Origin of the sequence: Desulfacinum infernum DSM 9756, assembly GCF_900129305.1 — a bacterium.
Classification (GTDB): Bacteria; Desulfobacterota; Syntrophobacteria; order Syntrophobacterales; family DSM-9756; genus Desulfacinum; species Desulfacinum infernum.
In genome coordinates this window covers 50,958-75,702 of sequence record NZ_FQVB01000020.1, presented here as the reverse complement: position 1 = coordinate 75,702, position 24,745 = coordinate 50,958, and the positions used below count along the sequence as shown (strand labels likewise).

Below are 24,745 nucleotides of genomic sequence, written 5' to 3'. Positions count from 1 at the left end.
GGCCCTTTATCGCGGGCCTAAAGCCCCCATCCTGGTTCCTGTGTTTCAAAACGCCACCTGAATTGGACGATTGTCTCTCAGGGTCCGGTCCTCAAGGGCAGGCGTAAAGCTCGGCCCTGCAAAACGCATTGGCCCCCTGGGTAGGGTGGGGTCACCCCCGCCCGGTAATCGCGCGGGGATCACGACTTCTTCCGACGCTCCCGGATCAGGGATAGAATGCGCAGGCGCAGCCCCTGCAGCCGGATGAAGCCGGTGGCGTCGCTCTGCTCGTAGACATCGTCCTCCTCAAACGTGGCCATGTCGGGATCGTACAAAGATTGATCCGACTTCCGCCCGGTAACCATGCAGTGGCCCTTGTAGACCTTGACCCGCACGGTCCCGGAAACGGTCTGTTGGGAGGTGTCGATGAGGCTCTGCAGGGCTACGCGTTCCGGCGCATACCAGAATCCATTGTAAATGAGCTTGGCGTATTGGGGAATGAGGGAATCGCGCAGGAACATGACTTCCCGGTCCATGGTGATGGATTCCATGGCGCGGTGGGCGATGCGAAGGATGGTGCCGCCGGGGGTTTCGTACACGCCCCGGGATTTCATGCCCACGAAGCGGCTTTCCACCACGTCGGCCCGTCCCACCCCGTTTCGGCCTCCGATCTCGTTCAGCCGTGCCAGGAGCGCAGCCGGGCTGAGCCGCTCCCCATTCACGGCCACGGGATCACCTCTTTCGAAGTCGATTTCGATGGTTTCCGGCTTGTCCGGCGCTTTTTCGGGATCCACGGTCAGGGTGAACATGGACGGGTCCGGCTCGTTCCAGGGATCTTCCAGGATCCCGCCTTCGTAGCTGATGTGCAGCAGATTGGCATCGCAGCTATAGGGCTTTTCCTTGGTCACCGGGACGGGAATGCCGTGCCGGTGGGCGAAATCCAGCAGGGCTTTCCGCGATTTGAGATTCCATTCCCGCCAAGGGGCGATCACCTTGAGGGAAGGGTCCAGGGCCATATAGGTCAGTTCAAAGCGCACCTGGTCGTTGCCTTTGCCGGTGGCGCCGTGGCTCACCGCATCCGCACCTTCCTCCCGGGCGATTTCCACCTGTTTTTTGGCGATGAGCGGCCGGGCGATGGACGTACCCAACAGGTACTGGCCTTCGTAGATGACGTTGGCCCGGAAGGCGGGAAAGACGAAATCCCGAACGAATTCCTCCTTGAGGTCTTCCACCCGGGCTTTGACGGCGCCGGTTTTCAGGGCCTTTTCCTCGATGCCGCTCAGGTCTTCTCCCTGTCCCAGATCGGCGGCAAAAGCCACCACCTCGCACTGGTACGTCTCGATGAGCCACTTGAGGATGATGGAAGTGTCCAATCCGCCCGAATAGGCCAAAACCACTTTCTTGACGTCCATGATCTTTCGATTCTCCTCGCGGTTCCCAGGTTCCAAACGATCCATGACGGTGATTGAAAAGCGTGACTGTAGCGGATGGCCGGCCGTTTTGGCAAGCGGATCCGCGCGGGCGCCACATGTTCACCGCCTCTCGCCCATGGGCTGACGGAGAGCTTGCCCAAAAACGCCGGAGCTGACCGCTTTTTTCGTAGCCCAGCCCTTCAGGGCTGCACAAGAGCGTTGGGGCACCGGGTAGGCCATGGGGCATCTCCCATCACTGGATGGGGTTACGCCGTTGTCTCCACCAGAAGCCAATAGAGCAGGGCGGCCTGAGCGTGCAGGCGGTTTTCCGCCTGGTCGAAGACTACCGACTGCGGCCCTTCGAGAACCTCTTCCGTGATCTCTTCTCCGCGGTGGGCCGGCAGACAATGGAGCACCATGGCATGGCTTGGGGCGTATCGGAGAAGCTCCCGGTTGACCTGAAAGGGCTGAAAGAGCGCCCGTCGGGTTGCGGCTTCCGATTCCTGGCCCATGCTGGCCCAGACGTCCGTGTTGATCACATCGGCTTCTTCCACGGCCTGTCGGGGATCGTCGAAGAGCCGGATCGGGGCCGCTCCTTCCGTCCGGGCCCGTTCGATCACCCGTGCGCTGGGCCAGTATCCTTCAGGACAGGCGATGTTCAGACGGAATCCCAGGCGGGCGGAGGCGTTGATCCAGGAATGGGCCATGTTGTTGCCGTCCCCGATCCATGCCACCACCATGCCGTCCAGGGAGCCCCTCTTTTCCCGGATGGTCAACAGATCACTCAGGACCTGACACGGATGATACAGGTCCGTCAACCCGTTGATCACGGGGATGGAAGCATATTGGGCCAGGGTTTCCACTTCTTCCTGGGCATAGGTGCGCACCACCAGCGCATGGATATACCGGGACAGCACGCGGGCGGTGTCGGAAAGGGGCTCCGCGCGGGAAATCTGGGTGTCCTGGACGCTCATGAACGTGCAGTTGCCCCCCAGGCGATGCATGGCGGCTTCGAAGGAGACCCGGGTTCGGGTGGAAGGCTTGGAGAAGATCATTCCCAGGGTCTTCTGCTGCAGGACGGGCCGAAGGGTCCCGGCGGCCCATTCCGCCTTGAGTCGCCCGGCCAGGTCCAGAAGGTGGTTCAACTCATCGGCGTTCACATCCCAGAGGCTCAAAAAGTCCCTTTTCATTCTTCCCACTCCTTCAAGACGGCGTCCAGGGTCTCCATCAGACGGTCGATCTCTTCTCGGGTCACGATGAGCGGCGGCACGAACCGAAGAACGGTGTCATGGGTGCAGTTGATCACAAAGCCCTGTTCCAGGCAGCGATCCACCACGGTTTTTCCCGGGCGGCTCAGTTCCAGGCCAAGCATGAGTCCCCGGCCTCGGGCGTCGAGGATCTTGTCGGGGTGTTTCTTCTGGAGATCCTGTAGGCGACCCAGGAAGTACCGGCCTTTTTCCCGGACATCCGCCAGAAAGTCCTCCTTGGAAATAATCTCCAGCACCTTGGCGGAGGCGGCCGTCACGAGGGGCGTGCCGCCGAAGGTGCTGGCATGGCTCCCGGGCGTGAAGGCTCGGGCCGCCTCTTCCGTGGCCAGCATGGCTCCAATGGGGAGACCGTTGCCCAGCGCCTTGGCCAGCGTCATCACATCGGGAGTCACACCCAGCTGCTCGTAGGCGAAGAGGCTCCCGGTCCTTCCCATGCCGGTCTGCACTTCGTCGAAGATGAGCAACAGATCCTTGGCCGTGCACAGTTCCCGCAGGGCCCGGAAGTAGTCCGGATCGCCCGGCCTCACTCCGCCTTCCCCCTGGATGGGCTCCACCAGGACGGCGCAGGTCTTTTCCGTGACGGCCTCTTCGACGGCCTGGATGGAATTGTAGGGCACGAACCGGAATCCCTCCACCAGCGGGTCGAAGCCCTTGTGGACCTTCTCCTGCCCCGTGGCGGAAAGGGTTGCCAGGGTGCGCCCGTGGAAGGAATCCTTCATGGTGATGATGTGGAACCGCCCGGGGCCGTACTTGTCCCGGCTGTATTTGCGGGCCAGCTTGATGGCCGCCTCGTTGGCTTCCGCCCCGCTGTTGGCGAAAAAGACCTTGTCTGCAAACGAGCGCTCGATGAGCCGGGCGGCCAGTTCCACCTGGGGGCGGGTGTAGAAGAGGTTGGAGACGTGTACCAGCTTCCGGGCCTGCTCGCACACCACCCGGGCCACTTCCGGATGGCTGTGACCCAGATTGCAAACGGCGATACCGGCCAGGAAATCCATATATTCCTTGCCTTCGGTATCCCAGAGCCGGCAGCCGGCTCCCCGTTCGAAGGCCACCGGGTACCGGGCGTAGGTGTTGCAAACCACCTTTTCGCACACTTCCATGAGTTCGTTCATCCGCGTGTCCTTTCTCCCTCATCGCGTCGTGGCCGTCTTCCCACGATCTCCGTTCCGATTCCCGAATCCGTAAAGAGTTCCAGCAACACACTGTGGGGGATGCGCCCGTCGACGATGGCCACCTTGCGCACCCCGGCCTGGACCGCATCGATGGCGCACTGGACCTTGGGGATCATACCGCCCTTGAGGGTTTCGTCCTGCATGAGGTCTGCCGCTTCGGCCACCGTCATGGACGAGATGAGCTGGCCTGCCCCATCGAGCACGCCGGGTACATCGGTCATGAGAAGCAGCTTCTCGGCGTTCAGCGCCGAGGCCACGCTGCCGGCCACCAGGTCGGCGTTGATGTTGTAGGTCTCCCCATCAGGGCCCACGCCCACGGGGGCGATGACCGGAATCACCCGGCTTTGCTCCAAAACCTTCAGGATCTCCACGTTGATCCGCCGCACTTCACCCACCAGCCCGATGTCGATGATCTCCGGGGGTTGATCGTCTCCCTGGTAGCGGTAGAGGTGCATCTTGCGTGCCTCGATGAGCTGCCCGTCTTTGCCGCTCAACCCGATGGCGCGTCCGCCGTGGCGGTTGATGAGCGCCACGATCTCCTTGTTGACCTTGCCGGCCAGCACCATCTCCACCACGTCCATGGTGTCCTCGTCGGTAACCCGCATGCCGGCCCGAAAGTCCGACTTCTTGCCCACCCGCTCCAGCATGCGCCCGATCTGGGGCCCGCCGCCGTGCACCACCACGGGGTGGATTCCGATGTACTTCATGAGCACCACGTCCTTGGCGAAGCTCTCCTTGAGGGCCTCGTCCTTCATGGCATGGCCGCCGTACTTGATGACGATGGTCTTGCCGGAAAACTGCCGGATGTAGGGTAGGGCTTCAATGAGCAAAGAGGCGGTGTCTCGCATCATGGAAAAGCTCCTCGCGTTGGACGGGTATCACAGAATGTAGCGACTCAGATCTTCGTCCTGGATGATCTCGCTCAGGGTTTCCCGCACGTACCGGCGGGTGATCCGTATGGTCTGGCCCTTCAGGTCCGGCGCGTTGAAGGAGACGTCCGAAAGGAGCTTTTCCATGACCGTGTGGAGGCGCCGGGCGCCGATGTTTTCCGCCCGGGAGTTCACCTCGTAGGCGATCTGGGCGATCTCCTCGATGGCCTCGTCCTCGAAGACCAGCTCCACCTCCTCGGTAGCCAGCAGGGCCTTGTATTGGGCGATGAGGGCGTTTTCCGGCTCCTTGAGGATTCGAACGAAATCCTCCCGGGTGAGGGAATTCAGTTCCACTCGGATAGGGAATCGGCCTTGCAATTCGGGAATCAGGTCCGAGGGCTTGGCCACGTGGAAGGCGCCGCTGGCGATAAAGAGAATGTGATCCGTTTTCACCATGCCGTACTTGGTGTTCACGGTGGAGCCCTCCACGATGGGCAGAAGATCCCGCTGCACGCCTTCCCGGGAAACGTCAGGGCCGTGGGTGCCTTCCCGGCCGGCGATCTTGTCGATTTCGTCCAGGAAGATGATCCCGGAATGTTCCACCCGTTCCAGGGCCTGCTTGATGACCTTTTCCATGTCGATGAGGCGCTGGGATTCCTGTTCGATGAGAAGCTCCCGGGCTTCGGGGATCTTCACCTTGCGCCGCTTGGTGCGCTTGGGCAGCATGGAGCTGAGCATCTCGCGGAAATTGAAGTCCATCTCCTCCATGCCGGCCCCGGCGAAGATGTCGATCATGGGCACGCTTCGGTCTTCCACCTCCAGTTCCACGTAGCGGTCGTCCAGGGCGCCCTGGCGCAGGAGGTTTCGGAGCTTCTCCCGGGTGGCGTCGGCCCTCTGAGCCTCTTCCTGGGCGGCCCGGGCCTCGGGTCCCTCCAGCTGGCGGGGTTGAGCGGGGCCTGAGCGGCGCATGGGCGGGAGCAGAATGTCCAGAAGCTTTTCTTCCGCCAGTTCCTCGGCCTTCAATCGTACGGCTTCCAGTTCCTCGGAGCGCACCATGTTGACCGCCAGTTCCGTGAGGTCCCGGATCATGGATTCCACGTCCCGCCCCACATAGCCCACCTCTGTGAACTTGCTCGCTTCCACCTTGAGGAACGGAGATTGGGCGAGGCGGGCCAGGCGGCGGGCAATCTCCGTTTTGCCCACGCCGGTGGGCCCGATCATGATGATGTTCTTGGGAGCGATCTCATCGCGCAGGTGCTCGGGCACCTGCTGGCGGCGCCATCGGTTCCGAAGCGCGATGGCCACCATGCGCTTGGCTTCCTTCTGACCGATGATGAACTTGTCCAATTCCCGGACGATCTCTGCCGGCGTCAACGGTTGTTGCATGGGATCACAACTCCTCCAGCGTGAAGACATCGTTGGTATAGATGCAGATGGAAGCGGCGATCCGCATGGATTCTTCGGCCACGCGGCGTGCATCCATGGGGGTGTGGGCGATCAAGGCCCGGGCGGCCGCCAGGGCGTAGGGGGCCCCTGAGCCCACGGCGGCCACCGCTTCGTCCGGCTCGATCACATCCCCGGTTCCGCTCAGGATGAGGGTCTGGGAAGCGTCCGCCGCAATAAGGAGCGCCTCCAGGCGCCGGAGCGCCCGGTCCGTTCTCCAGTCCTTGGCCAGCTCCACGGCGGCCCGGGTCAGATTGCCGCTGTACTGCTCCAGCTTGGACTCCAGGCGCTCGAAGAGGGTAAAGGCGTCGGCCGTGGCGCCGGCGAAACCCGCCAGGATGCTTCCGTGGAACATCTTGCGCACCTTGCGGGCCTGGTGCTTCATGACCGTGTCGCCGAAGGTCACCTGGCCGTCACCGGCCATGACCACGCGGCCGTCCCTTCGCACCACCAGGACGGTGGTGCTGCGAATGGAAGATGACGCGGGCTGCAAGGAAAGGGACATACGAAGTTCCTCCAATAAATCAAGGGGGTGTGTTAGCGCTTGCGGCTGCGGGGGTGGGCCTCATCGTAGACGCTCATGAGCTGGTCCAGGTGAACCTTGGTGTAGCGCTGGGTGGTGGACAGGCTGGCATGGCCCAGCATCTCCTGGATACTTCGAAGATCGGCGCCCGAGCTGAGCAGGTGCGTGGCGAAGCTGTGCCGAAGACCGTGGGGGCTCAGGGGCTGCCACAGGCCGGCTTGCTGAAGTCGGGCCTTGAGGATTCGACGCACGGAGCGGTCTGTCAGGCGTCCGCCCCGGGTGTTCACGAAGAGAGCCTGGGCATCTCCCCGGCGCACCGTGCGGTCCCTCGAAGTCAGGTACCTGCGCAGGGCTTCCAAGGCCTTGGACCCGATGGGAACCACCCGTTCCTTGGAGCCCTTGCCCAGGGTGCGCACCAGTCCCCGAACGGGATCGACGGAGTGGCGATCGAGGCGGACCAGTTCACCGACCCGAAGGCCGGTGGAATACAGGGTTTCCATGAGCGCCCAGTCCCTGGCATGGGTCCAAGGGGCGCCGGGTGCCTTGGCGTTCCTTTCCAGTTGATCGAGAAAGCGCACCATATCGTCCACATTGAGAAACCCCGGAACCGTGGACGGCAGCTTGGGGGAGCTAACGGCGCGCAAGGGATTCAGGGGCAGGTCGCCTCGGTCCACCAGAAAATTGAAAAAGGAGCGGCAGGTGGAGAGCGCCCGGGCCTGACTCGTCTTGGCCAGCCGCTGATGAAGGCTCATCACGTAGCCGTGGAGAAGCTCATCGGTGAAATCCTCCACCCGGACGTCCCGGTCTCTTTGCACTTTGTCGCGCGCGAAGGCCAAGAGGCGCTCCAGGTCCGTTCGGTAGGCGCGGACCGTCTCGCGACTCAGGCCCCGTTCATGACGCACGTGGTCGAGAAAGTCGGCCACGGCCCGGTGGGCTGACCCTTCTGAAGGCCTGTTTGACGGCGGCGATAGCGGTGCCTGTGTCATGCGCTCTGTCCGTTTCTCCTGACCCGAGACAACCCATGAACTGTAAAAACAATAGAAAAGCAGAAAAGCCTTCAGAGAGGAAGTCTTTTCTTGGAGGAAAGCACCTACCGGGGCCGACGGGCGGGAGGCGGGCTCCAGACAGGCCAATTCATGGAATTTTCTTGACTTCCCTTGGTTCCATCATCTATGAACCTCACTTGTGCTTTTCCTCGTAAAGTCCGACGCCCGGGGTGCAACCCTGATCCCAAGAACAAGGGCGCGCTTCCATAAACGCGTTCGTGCAGACGACGAGAAGGCAGAGAAAGGGAGAATCATGAAAGACGCTGTTGGGAAGGTCCGTACATTCGCCATCATTTCCCATGGAGGTGCAGGTAAGACCTCTTTGGCCGAAGCCATGCTTTTCACCGCCGGTGTAACCACGCGACTGGGCAAGGTGGATGACCATACGTCGGTGATGGACTTCGAGCCCGAGGAGGTCAACCGGAAGATCACCATCAGCACGGCCTTCAACACCCTCCCGTGGAAGAAGCACTCCTGCACCATCATCGACACCCCCGGCGACTTCAACTTCGTTGCCGAGACGAAGAGCTCCCTCCAAGGCGCGGATGCCGCCGTGGTCGTGGTGGACGCCATCGACGGCGTCAAGGTTCAGACCGAAAAGGTCTGCGAGTTCGCCGACGAGCTGGGTCTGCCCCGACTGGTGTTCGTTACCAAGATGGACCGCGAGCGGGCGGACTTTGTGAAGACGGTGGAAAACATCCGCCAGCAGTTCGGTAATAAGTGTGTACCTTTGCTGGTACCGGTGGGGGCCGCCGAGGACTTCAAGGGCGTGGTGGACGTGTTGACCGGCAAGGCCTACATCTACGCCCAGGGTGAGAGCGGCAAGTTCGAGGTGCAGGATGCTCCGGCCGATGCGGCGGAACTGGCGGCCCAGTACCGGGAGATGCTCATCGAGGGCGTGTCCGAATCCACCGACGAACTCCTGGAAAAGTACCTGGAAGGAGAAGAACTGACGCCAGAAGAGCTGCGCGTCGGTTTGCGAAACGCCGTGGTGAGCGGTTCCGTGGTTCCCATCGCGTGCGGATCGGGAACGGCCAATATCGGCACCGCCCAGCTGCTGGACATCATCGTGGACTATTTCCCCAGTCCTCTGGATCGCGGGCCCAAGAAGGGGGTGCTGCCGGCGGACGGGTCGGAGATCCAACGGGAACCGGATCCGGATGCCCCCTTCAGCGCGCTGGTGATCAAGACCATCAGCGATCCCTATGCCGGCCGTCTCTCCGTCATCCGCATCTTTTCGGGCACCATGAAACCGGATGCCAATGTGTACAATAGCACCAAGGAAACGAAGGAGCGCTACGGGCAGCTTCTCAGGATCAAGGGCAAGGGCCAGGAGAGCATCCAGGAAGCCGGCCCCGGTGACATCGTGGCCGTGGCCAAGCTCAAGGAAACCACCACGGGCGACACGCTCTGCGACGAGAAGAATCCCATCCGGTTCCCCTTCCCGGAACTCCCCATGGCCGTCTACTCGCTGGCCATCGAGCCCAAGAGCCGCGGCGACGAGGAAAAGATCTTCTCCTCCCTGGCCCGGCTGATGGAAGAAGACCTGGCGCTCAAGCTGGAACGAAACGACGAGACCAAGGAAATGATTCTTTCCGGCATGGGGGAAATCCACATCGAGGCCACCATCGAAAAGCTCAAGAGGAAGTTCGGTGTGGAGGTCAATCTGAAGCTGCCCAAGGTTCCCTACAAGGAAACGATCAAGGGCAAGGCCCGGGTGCAGGGCAAATACAAGAAGCAGACCGGCGGTCGCGGCCAGTACGGCGACTGTTGGATCGAAATGGAGCCGTTGCCGCGCGGCGGCGGTTTCGAGTTCGTGGACAAGATCGTGGGCGGCGTCATTCCGCGCCAGTATATTCCTGCGGTGGAAAAGGGCATCGTGGAGGCCGCTCAGGAAGGTGTGGTGGCGGGCTATCCGGTGATCGACTTCAAGGTGGATCTGGTGGACGGGTCCTACCATACCGTGGACTCGTCGGAAATGGCCTTCAAGATCGCCGGTTCCATGGCCTTCAAGAAGGCGGTGGTGGAGGCCAAGCCCACTTTGCTGGAGCCCATCATGGAGCTGGAAATCACCATCCCCGACGACTGCATGGGCGATGTGATCGGGGACCTCAACTCCCGCCGGGGTAAGGTCCTGGGGATGGACAGTGAAGGCAGCAAGCAGATCGTTCGGGCCCTAGTGCCTCTGGCCGAAGTGCTCAAATACGCGCCGGATCTGAGGTCCATGACGGCCGGCCGCGGCATGTTCACCATGAAGTTCTCGCACTACGAGGAAGTACCGGCCCAGCTTCAGGAAAAGATCATCGAGGCGGCCAAGGCGGAAAAGGAATAGGCCGGCCTGTTGGATCGAGGGAAACGATGAGGAGAGGGCGGATCCCCCGGGTGGGGATCCGCTCTTGTCTTTTCGGACGGGTTTGTGCTCCAATGGCGTCGAGAGCAGTCCAAGCCCAGCCCGAGCGCCCACCGGGACGACCAGTGAATACCCATGGCGGCAATGGGCAGGAACGTGGTGTAGGAGCGGCGGAGGCCGCGGACGGGTGCCCGGCCACTTTATGGACGTGCGGCCGCCTCAGCGCATGGCGCCTTGCGGCGCTCCCACACGGCGGACGGCAGCCCCGTGCAGGCTCTTTCGTCCAAGCGGGGTGGCGAGCCTCACCATGATCGTTGGGTGGAGTTTCCATGGACGAACGGGATGAACGGAAAGGGACGCGAGAGCGCGTCCCGTTGCCCGTACAGATCCAGCAGATGACGGTTCCGGAGAGGATCCGGCTGGCCATGTTCGGCGGCAAAGAAGCGAGGACCCTGCTGATGCAGGATTCCAACCGGGTGGTGCAGCTCGCCGTGCTGGACAACCCCAAGGTCACCCCATCGGAGGTGGCTTCCTACGCCAATTCGCGCAGCGTCACCGAGGAGGTTCTGCGAAAGATCGCTGCCAACCGGGAATGGATCAAGCTGTATCCCATCCGGCTGGCGCTGGTGAAGAATCCCAAGACTCCGGTGGGCATTGCGGTCAAGCTGGTCAACACCCTGCTGCCGCAGGATCTGAAAATCCTTTCCAAGAGCAAGGCCGTCTCCAGTGTCGTGGTCCAGGCCGCCAAGAGGAAACTGTCCCAGAAACAGGGCTGAAGGCGGTTTCCCGGGGTCCGGTTTCGGTCAGGAGATGCCCGGGAGCTCGGCCGAAAAGGGTTCTCCGCCTCAGGATGGCGTGGACTTTCCGTCCTTGGGGTAGCCGCGGGGTGAAGTCCCGCTCCCATCCAAGGGTTCAACGCCTTCCTGGAGGGTTGGCTTTGTGCCCGCCCTTTCGAGGACCGAACCATGGGGGAGAATCGTCGAGTTTGGATCCGGGAAAAGGGCTTTGAAGGGACCCGGGGAAGGCAGGAGATTCACAGTCTGTTGGTGGAGGAACGTTTCGTGGAATGCGAAAAGACGGTGGCCGTCATAACGGTGAGTGACAAGGGAAGCCAAGGACTGCGAGAGGACGCCTCCGGCGATGCTCTCCGCCGGAGGATCCAGGACGAAGGGTATTTGTTGGTATGGAGCGTTGTGGTGCCGGACGAGATGGGCGACATCCAGGCAGCCCTTCGGCAAGCGGTGGATGAAAAGGGCGCCGCCTTGGTGCTCACCACGGGCGGTACCGGTGTGGCGCCGCGGGACATCACGCCCGAAGCGACCCAGGCCGTCTGCGATCGGCTCGTTCCGGGCATGGCCGAAGCCATGCGCTTGGAAAGTCTCAAAAAAACACCCCACGCCATGATCTCGCGGGCCGTGGTGGGCATTCGGGGCCGAAGCCTGGTGGTGAACCTTCCGGGGAGCCCCGAGGGGGCCCTTGAGAACCTGGAGGCCATTCTGCCGGCATTGCCGCACGCCTTGGCCAAAATCCAGGGCGATCCCAGCGACTGCGCCCGGCCGTAGGGGACGAAAGAAGAGCCCGGATCCGCCCACGGGACTGGGTGTCCGGGCGGAACCGGGCCGTTTGCTTCAAGAGGGCAGCGACAAAAGGCTTACTCTTCCGCGTCTTCCGCGGGGGCCTGGTCCGCTGCGGTACGCTTGGCTTGGTACTTTTCCTTGAGTTCCTGTCGCTTGGCGGCGAATTCGTTGTGGATGGCCTGGATCTGCTCGTCCACCTCCTTGACCATCTCTTCCGCTTCCTGGACGTTCTTCATCTGGGTGGCCACCGCGGGATCGTCCTTGATGGCTTCGCTTCCCTCACGGAGCATGCCGTAGATGACGGCTCCCAGGCCGCTGTAGGCCTTTTCCAGGTGCTTCTGAGCCTTGGTCACGGCGAAACGCTTCATCTGGACCTTGAGAAAACGCATCTTCCAATAGTACACAACCAAGACATATTCCCACGCCAAATAGCCAAGCTTCTTTACCAACTGCATCAGTTTGTCCACCAGTCCACCCATCACGTCCTCCTTTGTGTCACGGTTTCAATGACCCAACCCGTCATTCGCTGAAGCTGGTCTAGCATTCTGTCCGTATGGGATCCGCGCCAATAGAGCCTGGAGCAATCCGGGCATTGAAGAAAGACATCCGCAGTGGCGAACACATAGTCGGGAACGCGCTGCACCGCGCGTGTCTTCGGCACCCTTTCCAACGGGCTGTTGCACCGGATGCACCGCGCAAGGAGCACCACATCCGCGGGTTCGATGGCCGCTTCGCGAATGAGCCGCCGCAGCTGGCTGGATAGTTCGTTTTCCGTGAGGAACACCACGCCCGGTCGGTTCCGCCACCGGGTGTTACGCGTGACGATGAGACGCCCTTCGGCGCGGTGCCGCTCCAAGTCAGCCAAAGTTTCCAGTCTTTGGCAAACGGTGTCGAAGCCGAGAATCCGGAGCCATTTTGCCATCTTTCCCAGCATACTATCAACCACAAATGATCGCGGTCGATCTGCCGGTGGGCCGGTTGTGCTCATTGGACCATCTGGATTCGGTTTGCCTGAAAAGCGGCCGGCGGGAGGGCGAAGAGCGCCGGGTCCGCGGATTCCAGTATCTCAAACGCGCGCCGGCTCAACCGCAACTGATTGTCGCGGCTCTCGAGGGTGAGGACATCCGGAACCGCCAGGCCGTCGGTCTCTTTCTCATAATGGAGAACGATGGTGCCTTGTTCTCCGTCCCGGTTGAAAAGGATAACCTTTTCCAACAAGGCGGTCCGTTGTCGAACATGGTAAACCCGCCTGGAAGACCCGGCGGAATCCTGCACCGTGACCACCCCCATTTCTCCTGAGTCCGCTGCCGGGATAGACGGTGCGGGCGACTTCAGATCCCGTTCGGGAAGGCATCCCAGGAGCAACGAGGCCAACAGCGGGGCCGGCGCGTCCCAGCCCATGAGAAGCCCCATGAGGCGGGCGCTGTCGGGCGCGGTGTAGAGGGTGTTATCCGAGATGAGCCAAAGGGACGCCTTGTTCCCGGACACCACGAGCACTCCCTGGGTCTGGTTCGTGGGGCTTAAGATCTCCAGGCGGATCCGGTCCGGAAGATCCACGATCAGAACGGCCTTTGTATGCCAGGTGCGGCCTTGGGGGTCGGTAAGGCGGGCGCTGTACAAAGCTTGAAAGGGTTCCAGCCTTTTTAGCCGTTCCTCCATCCGCAGCTTCCAGTTTGCTGTGCCGGGTAGCTCGCTGGGAACCCGAAGCGCAGGCCGGGGAGCACAGGCGCCTGCCGCCAGGACAAAGGCCGCGATCAGTCCATGCAAGGACCTTTGAACGGCTCGTCCCATGAGGATCTTTACAGTCCTTTCAGTTTGGCGCGTACGGTCTCGGGCTTTTCGTGCCTGCTCTCCAAGGCCTTTTCATAAGCCTTCCGGGCTTCCTTCCGGTTGCCCAGTGCGGCCTGAATGTCCCCCAGGTGTTCCAGGATGATGGGATCGTCGGGGACATGAGCCAGCGCCTTTTGGATCGTCTTGAGCGCTTCCCGGTACTGACCCAGTCGGTAGTAGACCCAGGCCAGGCTGTCCAGGATGTAGCCGTCATCGGGTTCCTTCTCCAAAGCCCGTTCGATGAGATTCTTGGCTTCCTGCAGTCGGATTCCTTTGTCGGCGTAGGTGTAGCCGATGTAGTTGAGGGCTCCCGCATGGTCGGGCTCCACATCGAGAAGGGAGCGCATAACCTGGATGGCCTCCTCCTTCCGGTCCAGCTTGTCCAAAACCACACCCTTGCGGAAAAGGAGCTGAACGTTCCGGGCGCTCACAGTCAAGCCCCGGTCCAATACTTCCAGGGCCTTGGCGTACTCCTGGATGTCCTCATGGAGGAAGGCCAGGTAGAGATAGAAATCCGCCACTTCGGGATTTTCCGCGATGGCGGCCTCCAGACACTGGATGCCCGAAGCGTGGTCATTGAGCTTGGAAAAGATGATCCCCAGCCGCATCTGGGCGTTGTTCCACAGGGGGCTTGTTTTGGGGATGAGGCGCAGGTTCACCACCGCCTGTTCCAGGTCCGCTCTCTCTCCCTTTTCTTCGTAGGTGGTGGCCAGGTAGTAAAGGGCCTGGTCGTATTCGGGCTTGTCCTTGAGGAGGGCCGTGAAATCCGCGATGGCTTCCTGGTATCGGCCCTGCTGCAAGTGGATGATGCCGATCTTGAGCCGGCTTTCGATATCCCCCGCATTCTGGCGCGAAAGGGTTTCGAACTGTTCCAACGCTTTCTGGTAGAGTTTCTGGCGCATGTAGAGATTGCCCAGGCGCGTCCTGGCGACGGCGCTCATGGGGTGAAAGGACAGGATCTGTTGATAGGCGCGTTCCGCATCCAGGAACCGGTCGGTGGTCTCGTAGATGTAGGCAAGATCCAGCAAGGCGCGCTCAAAGGTGGGGTTGAGCTGCAGCACTTCCAGGTAGGCGGTCTCGGCCTGGTCGTAGAACTTCATGTCCAGGAAGATCCGAGCCTTGTAGTAGGCTGCCAGGGGATTGTCGGGCAGGATCGTTCGAAGACGGTCCAGAACCTGAAGGGCTTCGGTGAACCGTCCTTCCTGGGCGTAAAGGGTGCCCAAAAGGAGGTAGGCGTCTTCGTTGGAAGGATTCAGTTCCAGGACGCGCCGGTAGGCGTCGATGGCCTTGTCGTTTTGCCCGGTTCCGGCGTAAAGCCGCCCCAGAAGGACATAGGCTTCCTCGTGGCGGGGATCGACCTGGACCGCCTTTTCCGCTAACTCCAGCGCTTGCCGCACCTTGCCTTGGCGCACGTAGAGGGCCGCCAGGTCCACCATGAGGGGGGCCGCCTGGGGATCCAGTTCCAAGGCCCTTTCGTAGGCTTCCATGGCCCGTTCGGGTTGATTGACCCGAAGGTAGTATTGCGCTAACAGGTAGGCGGCATGAGCGTCCGAGGCCGGGGAGATGGACACGGGCGGGGCCGGATGGGGAGCCCGCGGGCCGATGCCCGCGCAGCCTGCCAACAGGATCAACAGGAGCGGGAGAGCGCACGCGCGTTGAATGTTGGGCATGGACCTTCCTCTTGCTTTCAGGCAGATTGCCAAGAATGATCGGGAGCTATGGACGTTGTGAACTAACACATTTGCCTGGGACCGTCAACGGCGAGGCCGGATCCATGGAATATCCCAAACTGCGCTATGGACTGGAAGCCCATTACATTCAGCACCAGGGAAAACCCTACCTGATGCTGCGCGATCGTCTGGGCTACACGGACAAGACCGTTTTGTTCCAACCCGCCGTGGGGCGCATCCTGGCCCTGCTGGATGGAAACCATGCCCTGCGGGACGTGCAGGCGGAGGTCTTCCGGCAGACGGGAGAACTGCTCTTCAGTGAGCAACTGGAAGAAATCCTTCGGGTCCTGGATGAAAACCTCTTCCTGGAAAACCGGCGCTATATTGAACACGTGGCCCGGACGGTGGCCCGGTTCCGCAACGATCCGGTCCGGAGAGCCCAACATGCGGGAAGAAGCTATCCGGAAGACCCCGACGATCTGAAAGGAATGCTGGACGGTTTTTTTGCCGAGGCCCAAAAAGCGGACGCTTCAGAGAATGATCCGAGGGGCGGATCCACGGATCGGCTCTTGGCTCTGGTGGCGCCCCACATCGACATGCGGGCCGGGGGAACCACCTTTGCCCGGGCCTACCGTTGCCTCTCTCAGACGACGGATCCGCCCCGCACCTGGGTGGTGCTGGGTACCGGCCATGAACCGGTGGACAACTGGTTTGCGCTGACCCTCAAAGACTTCGAGACGCCCCTGGGCACCGTGGCTTGCGACAGGGCTGCAGCGGAAGAACTGGTCCGACGCTCCCCCATGGATGTTCTCGCCGGGGAATACAACCATCGGCTGGAACACACCATCGAATTCCAGGCGGTCTTTCTGGCCCACGTGCAACCGGAAGCCCGGATCGTGCCCGTGCTCTGTTCTTTCGGCCCGGAAGACTGGCGGGAGCGGAGGGAGGCCATCGACGGCTTTTGCGAGGCCCTGCGGGCCTTGGTCCGCCGAAGTTCTTACCCGGTGGGGTTCATCGCCAGCGTGGATCTGGCCCATGTGGGACCGCGCTACGGGGATGAATTCATCCCCACGGAACGGACGGTCCGGGAACACATGGAACGGGATCGGCTTCTGCTCGATGCCTTGTGCCGCACGGATGCGGAGGCTTTCATGGAAGAGATCGCACGGGATGACAATGCGCGAAAGGTGTGCGGGTCGGCGCCCCTGTACGTGCTGGCGAAGGTGCTTTCCGGCAGGGCGGCGGGAAGGGTCCTGGACCATGCCCACGCGGTGGTGGATCCTCAAGGATCTTTCGTCACCTTCGCCGCCATGGCCTTTACCGAATCGGGTGAATGAGGATGGAGAGGGAGCTGACAGCTGTTAGCTATCAGCTGTCAGCTATCAGTTCTCGGTTTTCGGTTTTCTGGCATTGGAGCCTCACCCATCACCCATCACTCATTACGGCTCACGGTTCATGCTCCGGCGGAAAGGCCACCACCTGATCCAGGTCGGGAGCATCGCTGAGTATCATGACCAACCGGTCCACGCCCAGAGCGATTCCGGCGGCCTGATCTAGGTGGTCCAGGCTCTCCAGGAACCGACGGGGCAGGGGAGGGGTGGCGAGGCCCGCTTCCCGGCGCTGCCGGAGGGTTTCCAGAAAGCGTTCTTCCTGCTCCCGGCGGTCGGTGAGTTCGGAAAAGCCGTTGGCCAGTTCGATCCCGGCCCAGTAGAGTTCGAAGCGCTCGGCAACGGTCGGGTCCGACGGCTTGATGCGGGCCAGGGCGGCTTCGCGCCGGGGGTAGTCGCTCAAAAAAAGCGGGGTGGGGAAGCCCAGGCGGGGCTCCACCTTTTCCACCAGGTCCAGGTCGAATCGGTCAGGATCGTCCTCTTCCACCGGGTCCCACCCTGCGTATCGAAGGAAAGCATGGCGAACGGTCACGTCCGGCCACGGCCCGTCGACCCGAAGCGGCGTTCCCCGAAAGGTGAATTCCGGGTAGCGGCCGAGCTCCCGACACAGGAACCGCAGCAGCTCGCGACAGTCGTCCTTCAGGGCGGTGTAGTCATCTCCGGCCCGATACCATTCCAGGAGGGTGAATTCGGGGTGGTGGCGACTGCCCCGCTCCCCCTTCCGGAACACCGGACCCATCTGGAAAATCCTTAAATACCCTGCCGCCAACAGCCGCTTCATGTAGAGCTCGGGGCTGGTGTTGAGAAACCAGCCCTCCGATTCCACCGGGTCGATGTGGCGTTCCGGAGCGGGCGCGGGCGTCCTGACCGGCGTCTGGACTTCAAGAAATCCCCGGCTGACAAAGAAAAGCCGCAATCCGTGGAGGATGCGGCTCCGCATTTCCAGATAAGGCCGCTTGGCGGCCAGGACCATTCGTTCCATCATGAACCGGCGGCCTTCACCCGTTCCACATAGGTTCCGGTGCGCGTGTCCAGCTTCAGGATGTCGCCTTCTTCAATAAAAAGGGGCACCTGGATCTGGTAGCCTGTTTCCAGGGTGGCCGGCTTGGTGGCGCCGGAGGCCGTGTCGCCCTTCACCCCCGGATCCGACTGGGTGACCTTCAGCTCCACGAAGTTGGGGAGGGAAATCCCGATGGGGGAGCCCTTGAAGAGCAGCATGTCCACCTTGAGGTTTTCCGTGAGGAAGTTCTTGGCGTCGCCCACGGCGTCCTCGCTCAGTTCCACCTGCTCGTAGGTGGCGGTGTTCATGAAGTGATATTGTGTGCCGTCCTTGTAAAGGTATTCCATCTCCTGTTCTTCCAGGTCGGCCGCCAGGAACTTGTCCCCGGAGCGGTAGGTGCGGTCGAACTGAACGCCCGTGATCATGTTCTTCAAGCGGCACCGGTAGAGGGCCTGGCCCTTGCCCGGCTTGGAGAATTCAAAGTCCACGATGATATAGGGCTCCCCGTCGATTTCCAGTTTGAGCCCCTTACGGAGGTCGCTTGCGGTCAGAGTGGCACCCATGCTTCATCCTTTCCTTTATGTGTCTCTTTTCCTTGCGCGAAGTGTCGGCATCATACAGACTGACGTGACGGCGGGTCAAGACGCGAAGCAGTGGGACGCATTCCAAGAGTGTAGCGGAGGACAGGCATGAAGATCGTCTTTCTCGGTGTGGGTGAAGCATGTGATGAAAGACATCCCAACACGAGCTTGCTGGTGGAAGCACCCACCGACCGGGGCGGAAAGAAGATCCTTCTAGACTGCGGCTTTTCCGCCGCCCACCGGTATTTTTCCTGGGACCAGGACCCCAACTCCCTGGATGCGTTATGGATCTCCCACTTCCACGGGGATCACTTCCTGGGGGTGCCCCTCTTGCTGTTGCGCTTTTGGGAGACCAACCGTTCCAAGCCACTGGCGGTGGTGAGCCGGCCCGGTGGGGGCCAAATTGTGCGGAACGCCATGGAACTCGCCTACCCGGGGTTTTGGAGCCGCATCCAGTTTCCCGTGGAGGAAGTGGCTCTGGAGCCCGGTGCGGACATGAAATGGGGGGGGCTGTGGTGGAGAGCGGCCTCCACCGAACACGGCCAGCCGAATTTGAGTGTGCGCTTGGAAACTTCGGGATTGAGCCTCTTTTACAGCGGCGACGGGCGTCCCACCGGGGAGACGACGGCGCTGGCGCAGGGGTGCGATCTGGCGGTGCATGAGGCCTTCGTGGTGGACGACGGCGAGCGGGTGCCGGGCCACGGCACCGTGAAGGGGTGCCTTCGTTGGGCGGAAGAGGCGCAAGTGAGGCGCCTGGCCTTGGTGCATATCCAGCGGGACGTGCGCCGTACCCAGTGGGATCGCATCCGGGAGGTGGTGGACGCCGGGGCGAAGATGCCCGTTGTCATTCCCGAGGAGGGAGATGTGCTGGAAGTGGGTGGGTGATCAGAATTCGATGCCCTTCTGGGCTCGGATTCCCTGTTCCCGGTAATGGTGTTTGACGGCTAGCATTTCGGTTACGCAGTCGGCTTCCCGAAGGAGCTCCGCAGGAGCCCCCCGGCCCGTGGTCACCACATGGCACTCCGCCGGCCGCCGGCGGATGTCGGCCAGAACGCCCTCCACATCCAGCAGGCCGTAGGAAAGCACATAGTTCAGTTCGTCCAGGACGATGAGATCATACTTCCCCGTAGTCAGGGCTTCCCGGGCCTTCACCCAGCCCTGCCGTGCCAACCGGCGATCTTCTTCCAGGTCGTCCTTTTCCCAGGTGAAACCCGTTCCCAGGGGTTCGATGGTGACGGTGGGGAGATGCCGGACGGCGTCCAATTCTCCGTAGTGCCTGGAACCCTTGATGAACTGCAGGATGAGCACCCGCATCCCGTGGCCGGCGGCCCGGAGCGCCAAGCCCAGGGCCGCCGTGGTCTTTCCCTTCCCTTCTCCGGTGAAGACGATCAGCAGGCCCTTCGGGGTCTTTCGGGGAATCTCCGCGCCCATCAGGCCTCTTCCGTGATTCGGATGCCGCCGTTGGGGTCCTTGTGGAGCTCAAAGGCATCGTGGAGAACGCGAACGGCCAGTTCCGTGTACTTTTCGTCGATCACGCAGGAGATCTTGATCTCCGAGGTGCTGATCATGTGAATATTGATGTTCTCCTTGGCCAGGGAGTCGAACATGAGGCTGGCGACACCGGTGTGGCTTCGCATCCCCACTCCGATCACCGAGATCTTGGCGATGTGGGCGTTGCCATGCACCGGTCCGGCGCCGATCTCCCGGGCCACCTTTTCCGCCAGGGCCACGGTCTGTTCGTAGTCGGCCTTGGGAACCGTAAAGGAGATGTTGGCTCGGCCCGGAACACCGCTGCTTCCCTGGATGATCATGTCTACATTGATCCCGGCCTGCGCAATGGGTTCGAAGATCTTGAAGGCCATGCCGGGCACGTCGGGCACGTCGGTTACGGTCACGCGCGCTTCGTTCTTATTGTAGGTGACTCCGGAGACGACCACCTTTTCCATTTCGGCATCCTCCGCGGTTACGAGTGTCCCTGGATCGTCGGTAAAGGAGGAGCGCACCCAGATGGGCACGTTGTACTTCATGCCAAATTCCACCGACCGGATGTGGAGCACCTTGGCCCCCATGCTGGCCATCTCCAGCATTTCTTCGTAGCTGATCTTTCTCAGCTTTCGGGCCTTGGAATAGACGTTCGGGTCTGTGGTGTAGACGCCTTCCACGTCCGTGTAGATTTCGCAGGCGTCGGCCTTCAAGGCCGCCGCCAGGGCCACGGCGGTGGTGTCCGATCCTCCCCGGCCCAGGGTGGTGATGTTGCCCTCATCGTCGTAGCCCTGAAAGCCGGCTACCACGACGATCTTCCCTTCCTTGAGCTTCTCCACCACCGGCAGGGTCTCGATCCAACTGATGCGGGCGTGTCCGTGATGGTGATCGGTGATGATCCCGGCCTGGTAGCCGGTCATGGAAACCGCCTCGAACCCCATGTCTTTCACGGCCATGCTGAAGAGTGCAATGGTAATCTGTTCCCCCGTGGCGAGCAGCACGTCCAACTCCCTGGGATCCGGATGGGGGCTCATCTGATGGGCCAGTTCGATGAGCCGATCCGTGTCGCCGGCCCGGGCGGAAAGCACCACCACCAGGTCGTCGCCGGCCTTCTTGCGCTCGATGACCCTCCTGGCCACGTTGCGGATGCGTTCCACATCGGCCACGGACGTTCCACCGTATTTCTGGACAACCAAGGCCATTTCCGTCAGTCCTCCTGGGTCTTTCCGTAGGCTGTCAGTGCGTGAACAAAATACAGCTTTTAGCACAGTGCGTTGGGAGGGGAAAGGGGGAAAAGAGGAAAGGGGGAAAAGAGGAAAGGGGAAAGGGAAAAGGTGAAAGGGAAAAGGGGAAAGGTAAAAGGGGAAAGGGAAAAGGGGAGGAGTGACGGGTAATGGGTGACGAGTGACGGGGGGGCTCCGGGTGTCGGTCCCCCGACTGGGAGCTGGTCCGACAATGACCTAAACTGAACGATTTTTTCTTCGGGTGTCTTTTACACCGCGTGATTAGCGGGCGGGGATCCAGAATGTCCAATGAGTTATAGGCTCCCGCTTGCGCGGGAGTGGCGGTTTGCGGAGTTCTCGGATAGGCTCCTAGGATGCAATTGGCCGTCTTCAGGCGGAGCGCTGGTCCTTCCAGAAGGGCAGGGCGGGCTGGGAGGTGAGCCGATCCAGGAGGCGCAGGAACCGGCTGCGGGGTATCTCCCGAGCGCCGAAGCGCTTGAGATGGTTGGTGGTCACCTGGCAGTCGATCAGTTCATAGCCGCACCGGGCCATGCGCCGGGCCAGATGCACCAGGGCGACCTTGGAGGCGTCGGACACAGTGCTGAACATGGACTCCCCGAAAAAGACACGCCCGATGGCCACCCCGTAGAGTCCGCCCACCAATCGCCCTTCCCGCCAGGTTTCCACGCTGTGCGCGTGCCCCAGCTGGTGGAGCCGGCAGTAGGCGTCGATCATTTCCGGAACGAGCCAGGTGTCTTCCCCCTGTTCGATGCGCACCCGCGCGCAGGCCTCAATCACCTGCCGAAAGGCGCGATCGAAGGTGACGAGAAAGACTCCCTTTCTGAGAACCCGGCGGAGGCTGTGGGAGACATGCAGTTCAGGGAGGAAAAGCACCAGCCGGGGGTCGGGAGACCACCAAAGGATGGGGGTGTCCTTGGCATACCAGGGAAAGATCCCCATTCGGTAGGCAAGCAAAAGTCTCTTGGGACTCAGGTCGCCCCCTAGAGCCAGCAGACCGTCGGGTTCGGCCAGCTCCGGGGGGGGGAAGGCGATGTCCTTGCTGAGGCTGAAGATCGGCATGGTTCCCGCGCCGTTCACTCCCCGTCAAAGACAAAGGCCAAGTTGTCCGTCTTCACGCAGGCCTCGCCGGCCGCTTCATCCGGCCGAAGGATTCGCACATGGCCGCCGTTCTTGAGTCGGCCGAAGAGGATTTCTTCGGCCAGCGGGTCCTTGATCTCCGTTTGGATCACGCGGGCCAGGGGCCGGGCGCCGAAGGCCGGGTCGTAGCCCTTTTCGGCCAGCCACGACCGGGCCGTCTCGCCCAGTTCCAGGGTGATTTTCTTTTCCGCGAGTTGAAATTGGAGTTCGTCGATGAACTTGTCCACCACCCGCTCCATGATGGAAAGATCCAGTCCGGAAAACGGAATGATGCCGTCCAGCCGGTTTCGGAATTCTGGACTGAAGAGCTTTTCCACGGCCTTCATGCCCTTGGCCGTCCGTTCGTCGCTTCCCTTGTCCTTACCGAACCCGATGGAGGGGCTGCTCATCTCGCGGGCGCCCGCGTTGGACGTCATGAGCAGAATGACGTTTCGAAAATCAGCCTTCTTGCCGTTGTTGTCCGTCAGGGTGGCGTAGTCCATCACCTGCAGCAGGATGCTGAAAAGGTCCGGGTGCGCCTTTTCGATCTCGTCCATGAGAAGCACGCAGTAGGGGTGCTTTCGGATGGCGTCGGTGAGGAGCCCCCCTTGGTCGAAGCCGATGTAGCCCGGAGGGGCGCCGATGAGGCGCGCCACGGCGTGCTTTTCCATGTACTCGCTCATGTCGAAGCGCAGGAAATGGACGCCCAGGGTGGCGGCCAGCTGCTTGGCCACCTCCGTCTTGCCCACCCCGGTGGGGCCGATGAGAAGAAAGGATCCGATGGGACGATCGGGCGCCCGGAGACCGGCGCGGGAACGCTTGATGGCCGTGGCCAGCGCCCGGATGGCCTGATCCTGGCCGAAGACCTTTCGGCGAAGTTCGTCTTCCAGGTTCTTGAGCCGCACCTGGTCGGACGAAGAGACCGTGCGGGCCGGGATCTTGGCCATGCGGGCCACCACCTCCTCGATGTCCTTGGGGTGGACCACCCGGCGCACTCGGCTGTGGTCCTTGAGGCGCAGGCTGGCTCCGGCCTCGTCGATCACGTCGATGGCCTTGTCCGGCAGATACCGGTCGTTGATGTGGCGCGCGGAAAGTTCCGCCGCCGCCTTGAGGGCCGCCGCCGTGTATTTCACCCCGTGGTGCTTTTCATAGTAGCTGCGGAGCCCGCGAAGGATCTGGACCGTCTCCTCCACGGTGGGCTCGCTGATCTCGATCTTCTGGAACCGGCGGCTCAAGGCCCGGTCCTTCTCGAAATGGTTCTTGTACTCCTCGTAGGTGGTGGATCCGATGCAGCGCAAACTCCCCGAAGCCAGAACGGGCTTCAGGATGTTGGACGCGTCCATGGAGCCGCCGCTGGTGGCGCCCGCTCCCACCACCGTATGGATTTCGTCGATGAAGAGGATGGCGCCCAGCTTTTCCTTCAGTTCGTTGATGACCGCCTTGAGTCGGGCTTCAAAGTCTCCCCGGAACTTGGTGCCGGCCAGAAGCGCTCCCATGTCCAGGGCGAAGATCTCCACGTCCTGGAAGCCTTCCGGTACCTCGCCCTGATGGATCTTCAAGGCGAGCCCTTCCGCGATGGCGGTCTTGCCCACCCCGGGATCGCCCACGAAGATGGGATTGTTCTTGGTGCGGCGTCCCAGCACCTGGAGGGTTCTAAGGATTTCCGAATCCCTCCCGATCAGGGGATCGATAAGGCCCTGGGCCGCCTTTTCCACCAGATTCACGGTGAACTTCTCCAGGGCGGACGCCTTCTTGGGCGCCTTCTGGGGCCGCGGGGCCAGCCCGGAACCGGGCTGGGGAGCCGTCTCGTCGGGATATTCCCCCACCTTGGACACGCGATGGCTGATGTATTCCAGCACGTCCAGGCGGTTGACGCCCTGGAGCTTGAGAAAATAGACCGCGTGGGAATTCTCCTCGTGGAACATGGCCGCCAGGATGTCCCCCGCGTCCACCTGCTGCTTTTCGGCTCCCTGCACATGCAGAATGGCGCGCTGAAGAACGCGCTGCACGGCCAGCGTCTGGATGGGATCCCGCTCCACGTCCTCGGGAAGCTTCTCCAGGCGCTTTTCAAAAAATTCTTCCAGTTGTTGCTTCAGCCGGTCGATGTCCGCTCCGCAGTGAAAGAGGATTTCGCTTCCGGTCGTGTCGTGGAGAAGGGCATAGAGGATATGTTCCAGGGTGAAGAACTCATGGCGGCGCGCCTTGGCCTCGCGCACGGCCGCCGAAAATGCCATCTCCAACTCTCTACTGATCATGCAGGCTCCTTCCCGGCATTCACTAGGCTTCCTCCATGGTGCACTTGAGGGGGAAGCCGTTTTTTCTCGCAAGATGGTGGACCATCTCCACCTTCGTCTCGGCGACCTCCTCCGGGTAGACGCCGCAGACCCCCACGCCGTTTCGGTGAACGTGGAGCATGATCTGGGTCGCCTCCGCGGTGGACTTGTGGAACACCTTTTCCAGGATCTCCACCACAAACTCCATGGTGGTATAATCGTCATTGTGGAGGAGAACCTTGAACAAGGGTGGCTCCTGCAGATCCTCCTCCACGTGGCTTTCCAATTCTTCCCGAGCGTCCGGGCGATGCTCACTCATGGGTGAAGTCTCCTCCTGTGACCTTCTTCTTTCTTCACCATATATCTCGATTGCACTATGGTTGGAAAGGAGGGTTCCCGTCAAAGATAACGCGGTGGGCCGGCGAGTCAAGGAAGGGGATGGGCGATGAGTGACGGGTGATGAGTGATGGGTGATGGGTGAAGATTTCTTCCTTGTCCCACGGACGCAATCACCTGCGCAGG

Annotated in this window: 24 protein-coding genes; 6 read left to right on the top strand and 18 right to left on the bottom strand. The window is 61.6% G+C overall.

Translation table 11 applies throughout. The features are described 5' to 3' along the window. Positions 1–179 precede the first annotated feature (179 nt). The 7 genes from BUB04_RS11060 to BUB04_RS11030 form a co-directional block, all read right to left on the bottom strand. Positions 180–1,391 (bottom strand): argininosuccinate synthase, encoded by a 1,212-nt coding sequence (locus BUB04_RS11060; protein WP_073039307.1) that lies wholly within the window; start codon positions 1,389–1,391, stop codon positions 180–182. Positions 1,392–1,657: 266 nt separating this feature from the next. Continuing rightward, on the bottom strand, positions 1,658–2,581 hold the full coding sequence (gene argF, locus BUB04_RS11055; RefSeq protein WP_073039304.1) for an ornithine carbamoyltransferase: 924 nt from the start codon (positions 2,579–2,581) through the stop codon (positions 1,658–1,660). Continuing rightward, positions 2,578–3,771, bottom strand: a complete 1,194-nt coding sequence (locus BUB04_RS11050; protein WP_073039302.1) for an acetylornithine transaminase — start codon at positions 3,769–3,771, stop codon at positions 2,578–2,580. Before BUB04_RS11050 ends, argF begins: the two co-directional genes overlap by 4 nt. Then, positions 3,768–4,682 (bottom strand): acetylglutamate kinase, encoded by a 915-nt coding sequence (gene argB / locus BUB04_RS11045; protein WP_245795171.1) that lies wholly within the window; start codon positions 4,680–4,682, stop codon positions 3,768–3,770. Before argB ends, BUB04_RS11050 begins: the two co-directional genes overlap by 4 nt. 27 nt (positions 4,683–4,709) lie before the next feature. Continuing rightward, positions 4,710–6,086: an ATP-dependent protease ATPase subunit HslU gene (gene hslU, locus BUB04_RS11040; RefSeq protein ID WP_073039300.1), complete on the bottom strand. Its 1,377-nt coding sequence runs from the start codon at positions 6,084–6,086 to the stop codon at positions 4,710–4,712. A gap of 4 nt (positions 6,087–6,090) precedes the next feature. Then, a complete protein-coding gene (hslV, locus tag BUB04_RS11035; RefSeq protein WP_073039298.1) occupies positions 6,091–6,648 on the bottom strand; it encodes an ATP-dependent protease subunit HslV in 558 nt (185 codons plus the stop codon). Between the two features lie 32 nt (positions 6,649–6,680). Then, positions 6,681–7,652 carry a tyrosine recombinase gene (locus tag BUB04_RS11030; protein WP_084076414.1) on the bottom strand — a complete coding sequence of 324 codons (972 nt, stop codon included), beginning with the start codon at positions 7,650–7,652 and terminating at the stop codon, positions 6,681–6,683. 313 nt (positions 7,653–7,965) lie between these two features. Between BUB04_RS11030 and fusA the strand changes: the two genes are divergently transcribed. The 3 genes from fusA to BUB04_RS11015 all read left to right on the top strand — a co-directional run bounded on the left by fusA (position 7,966) and on the right by BUB04_RS11015 (position 11,624). Then, positions 7,966–10,044 (top strand): elongation factor G, encoded by a 2,079-nt coding sequence (fusA, locus tag BUB04_RS11025; protein ID WP_073039294.1) that lies wholly within the window; start codon positions 7,966–7,968, stop codon positions 10,042–10,044. Between the two features lie 347 nt (positions 10,045–10,391). Then, complete coding sequence (locus tag BUB04_RS11020; protein ID WP_073039292.1) at positions 10,392–10,838, top strand: hypothetical protein; 447 nt, start codon at positions 10,392–10,394, stop codon at positions 10,836–10,838. A gap of 189 nt (positions 10,839–11,027) precedes the next feature. Next, entirely contained in the window at positions 11,028–11,624 is a 597-nt protein-coding gene (locus BUB04_RS11015) for a MogA/MoaB family molybdenum cofactor biosynthesis protein (RefSeq protein WP_084076413.1), read from the top strand. Between the two features lie 89 nt (positions 11,625–11,713). Here the strand turns inward: BUB04_RS11015 and BUB04_RS11010 are convergent, their stop codons facing one another. The 4 genes from BUB04_RS11010 to BUB04_RS10995 form a co-directional block, all read right to left on the bottom strand. After that, complete coding sequence (locus tag BUB04_RS11010) at positions 11,714–12,118, bottom strand: hypothetical protein (RefSeq protein WP_073039290.1); 405 nt, start codon at positions 12,116–12,118, stop codon at positions 11,714–11,716. After that, complete coding sequence (locus BUB04_RS11005) at positions 12,118–12,627, bottom strand: Mut7-C RNAse domain-containing protein (protein WP_084076412.1); 510 nt, start codon at positions 12,625–12,627, stop codon at positions 12,118–12,120. Before BUB04_RS11005 ends, BUB04_RS11010 begins: the two co-directional genes overlap by 1 nt. Beyond that, on the bottom strand, positions 12,624–13,298 hold the full coding sequence (locus BUB04_RS11000) for a LolA-like protein (protein ID WP_073039286.1): 675 nt from the start codon (positions 13,296–13,298) through the stop codon (positions 12,624–12,626). The genes BUB04_RS11005 and BUB04_RS11000 overlap by 4 nt, the downstream gene beginning before the upstream one ends. Before the next feature lie 140 nt (positions 13,299–13,438). Then, positions 13,439–15,139 (bottom strand): tetratricopeptide repeat protein, encoded by a 1,701-nt coding sequence (locus tag BUB04_RS10995; protein ID WP_073039284.1) that lies wholly within the window; start codon positions 15,137–15,139, stop codon positions 13,439–13,441. Between the two features lie 104 nt (positions 15,140–15,243). Here BUB04_RS10995 and amrB point away from each other — a divergent pair, with 104 nt between their 5' ends. Further along, positions 15,244–16,476 (top strand): AmmeMemoRadiSam system protein B, encoded by a 1,233-nt coding sequence (gene amrB, locus BUB04_RS10990; RefSeq protein ID WP_073039282.1) that lies wholly within the window; start codon positions 15,244–15,246, stop codon positions 16,474–16,476. 109 nt (positions 16,477–16,585) lie between these two features. On the opposite strand, the gene epmA is transcribed toward amrB, so the two are convergent. Both epmA and efp read right to left on the bottom strand, forming a co-directional pair. Next, entirely contained in the window at positions 16,586–17,512 is a 927-nt protein-coding gene (gene epmA / locus BUB04_RS10985; protein WP_073039280.1) for an EF-P lysine aminoacylase EpmA, read from the bottom strand. Next, positions 17,509–18,090: an elongation factor P gene (gene efp, locus BUB04_RS10980; protein WP_073039278.1), complete on the bottom strand. Its 582-nt coding sequence runs from the start codon at positions 18,088–18,090 to the stop codon at positions 17,509–17,511. The genes epmA and efp overlap by 4 nt, the downstream gene beginning before the upstream one ends. Positions 18,091–18,216: 126 nt before the next feature. Here efp and BUB04_RS10975 point away from each other — a divergent pair, with 126 nt between their 5' ends. After that, positions 18,217–18,993 carry an MBL fold metallo-hydrolase gene (locus BUB04_RS10975; RefSeq protein ID WP_073039276.1) on the top strand — a complete coding sequence of 259 codons (777 nt, stop codon included), beginning with the start codon at positions 18,217–18,219 and terminating at the stop codon, positions 18,991–18,993. Here BUB04_RS10975 and cobO read toward each other — a convergent pair whose 3' ends face one another. Both cobO and BUB04_RS10965 read right to left on the bottom strand, forming a co-directional pair. Next, on the bottom strand, positions 18,994–19,539 hold the full coding sequence (gene cobO, locus BUB04_RS10970; RefSeq protein ID WP_073039274.1) for a cob(I)yrinic acid a,c-diamide adenosyltransferase: 546 nt from the start codon (positions 19,537–19,539) through the stop codon (positions 18,994–18,996). Beyond that, positions 19,539–20,792: an aspartate kinase gene (locus BUB04_RS10965; RefSeq protein ID WP_073039273.1), complete on the bottom strand. Its 1,254-nt coding sequence runs from the start codon at positions 20,790–20,792 to the stop codon at positions 19,539–19,541. The genes cobO and BUB04_RS10965 overlap by 1 nt, the downstream gene beginning before the upstream one ends. A 41-nt stretch (positions 20,793–20,833) precedes the next feature. On the opposite strand from BUB04_RS10965, the gene BUB04_RS19360 reads away from it, so the two are divergent. Beyond that, positions 20,834–20,977, top strand: coding sequence for a hypothetical protein (locus tag BUB04_RS19360; RefSeq protein WP_178371971.1), 144 nt, complete (start codon positions 20,834–20,836; stop codon positions 20,975–20,977). A 226-nt stretch (positions 20,978–21,203) separates the two neighbouring features. Here BUB04_RS19360 and aat read toward each other — a convergent pair whose 3' ends face one another. Genes aat through clpS form a run of 3 tightly spaced genes read right to left on the bottom strand, consistent with a single transcriptional unit; the run spans position 21,204 to position 24,542 of the window. Continuing rightward, complete coding sequence (gene aat, locus BUB04_RS10960) at positions 21,204–21,893, bottom strand: leucyl/phenylalanyl-tRNA--protein transferase (protein WP_073039485.1); 690 nt, start codon at positions 21,891–21,893, stop codon at positions 21,204–21,206. Positions 21,894–21,907: 14 nt separating this feature from the next. Further along, positions 21,908–24,205 carry an ATP-dependent Clp protease ATP-binding subunit ClpA gene (gene clpA, locus BUB04_RS10955; protein ID WP_073039271.1) on the bottom strand — a complete coding sequence of 766 codons (2,298 nt, stop codon included), beginning with the start codon at positions 24,203–24,205 and terminating at the stop codon, positions 21,908–21,910. 22 nt (positions 24,206–24,227) lie between these two features. Beyond that, the gene (gene clpS, locus BUB04_RS10950; RefSeq protein WP_073039269.1) at positions 24,228–24,542 is read right to left on the bottom strand and encodes an ATP-dependent Clp protease adapter ClpS; all 315 of its coding nucleotides are present in this window, start codon (positions 24,540–24,542) and stop codon (positions 24,228–24,230) included. Positions 24,543–24,745 lie beyond the last annotated feature (203 nt).